Source organism: Acidiphilium sp. (assembly GCF_049977125.1).
Classification (GTDB): domain Bacteria; phylum Pseudomonadota; class Alphaproteobacteria; order Acetobacterales; family Acetobacteraceae; genus Acidiphilium.
In genome coordinates this window covers 2762-4717 of sequence record NZ_JBMFGY010000184.1, presented here as the reverse complement: position 1 = coordinate 4717, position 1956 = coordinate 2762, and the positions used below count along the sequence as shown (strand labels likewise).

Genomic DNA, 1956 nt, shown 5'->3' with positions numbered 1-1956 from the left:
GTTGCTTGTAGCGCAGTTGGATCGAGCCCGAGTTTGCATGCTAGATCGTCGATTGTCCCGGCGCGGATCGCGGGAAACACCGAGGGCATGAATAGGGGTTCCGCTTTGGCATCAATGATCGAATAGGCGATCTGTCCCGGACGTTGCGCCACCAGACGGCCCCAGATCGCATAACGTTTAGGCCAGACGTCTTCACCCTCATCGTAGAATCGCTGGCCGTCCCGATCCACCACAATGCTGAACGGAACGCAGTCAAGCCGAGTGACGATTCCTCCGTCGAATTTCGGAGCACGGGCATCGATCGCAACCGCGTGACACTGTGTCGGATCACCCACCGACGCGACACCCTGCCGGAGCAGATCGCGCAGCACTGTGCCTTGGGCATAAGGCGTCCCGCGAATGATGAAATTGTCAGCCGCCTCACCCCAGGATTCCCGCATCCAGGAGGTATTGGCCTGAAAGCCGCCGCTCGCCACAATCACCGCACGTGCGTGCAACGTGACGGGAAACCCCCGGCTCACCAATTTCAGATCACGGACAAATCCTTCATCAAGCGTCATCGCCGTGACTTCGGTGTCATAGAGAATGCGCACTCCCAACCTTTCGGCCGTCGCAAAATAGGCATTCACCAGCGCCTTACCCCCGCCAAGAAAAAACGCGTTGGTCCGTCCCAGACTGAGCGTGCCGCTCAGCGACGGCTGAAACGCGACACCGTGTGCCGCCATCCACGCCGGGGCACCAGCCGACGCACGAATGGTCATGCGCGCCAAATGTTCGTCGGTCTGCCCGCCGGTAACGCGCAGCAGGTCGTCCCAATACTCATCCTCGCCATAGTTTTCCACCAGAACGCCGTCTGGACGGTCGTGCATCGCGCGCAGATTGCGGGTATGGCGAGAGTTGCCGCCGCGAAACGTCCGCGGCGATGCTTCAAGCACCACAACGGTAGCACCCGCCTCGCGCGCAGTGATGGCAGCACACAAAGCCGCATTGCCACCGCCGACCACGGCCACGTCCCAAAAGACATCTTCAACTGACCTAAACATGATGTCAGTTCACGAGGTCGGTACCCTTGGTTTCCGGTGTCGCCAGGATCGCCCAGATCGCCGCCAACGCATAGACCATCACCAGAAGGCCGATGTAGATGAACGCATGCTTGATCCCGACGCTCTTGAGAATCAGTCCTGCCATGATCGGGATCAGGCCGCCACCGTAAACTTGTGAGATCTGATACCCTGCACTTGCCCCGGAGGCACGATACCGAGTTGGAAAATTCTCGGTATAAAAGGCTGGGATCGCGCCATAACCAAAGCCGAATACGAAGCCAAAACCGATAATTTCCGCAATCGCAGCCAAAAGCAATTGATGGGTGTTGATCAGGTAGAAATACGGGATCGCAAAGATCAGAAACGTGATGGCCGCGGTCAGCAGGACGGTACGACGGCTAAGCTTATCGGCTAAAAAGGCACCGATGATCATGAATACCAGCATGAACGCGGCGGCCAGGAGTCCGATCGCCTCCGCCTGACCGCCAGTGAAGCCCACCACTTTCATATAGCTCGTGCCAAACACGAAACTCAGGAAAAAGGCACCGCTGAACATCGCGTTCACCAGCGACATCCGCAGAATCCGTCCGGGCATTTCCCGCCACACTCGCGCTGCTGGATAGTCAAGTACCTTGCGATCGGCTTTGAGCCCTTCAAACAGAAAACTGTCCTCGGTACGCAGACGGATGATCAGACCGACGATCGCAACCGCAAAACCGATAAAGAAAAAGATCCGCCACCCGTAGGCAATAAATGCCGCCGGGCTCATCAGTGATTTAACGAAAATCACCGAACCGAAGCCAAGCAACAAACCGATAGGGATCGCAAATCCGACCCATGCACCCCAGAACCCGCGGTATTTCGACCGCGCCGCCTGTTCGATTACCCAGGTCGAAGCGGTGCCGAATTCCGC

General features: G+C 57.7%; 2 protein-coding genes. Both read right to left on the bottom strand.

What is annotated here, in order from left to right; genetic code table 11:
* On the bottom strand, positions 1–1043 hold a 1043-nt coding region (tcuA, locus tag ACP5E6_RS16275), incomplete at its 3' end, for an FAD-dependent tricarballylate dehydrogenase TcuA (protein WP_427955854.1).
* A 4-nt stretch (positions 1044–1047) separates the two neighbouring features.
* Entirely contained in the window at positions 1048–1926 is an 879-nt protein-coding gene (locus ACP5E6_RS16270; RefSeq protein ID WP_427955856.1) for an MFS transporter, read from the bottom strand.
* Between the last annotated feature and the right edge of the window lie 30 nt (positions 1927–1956).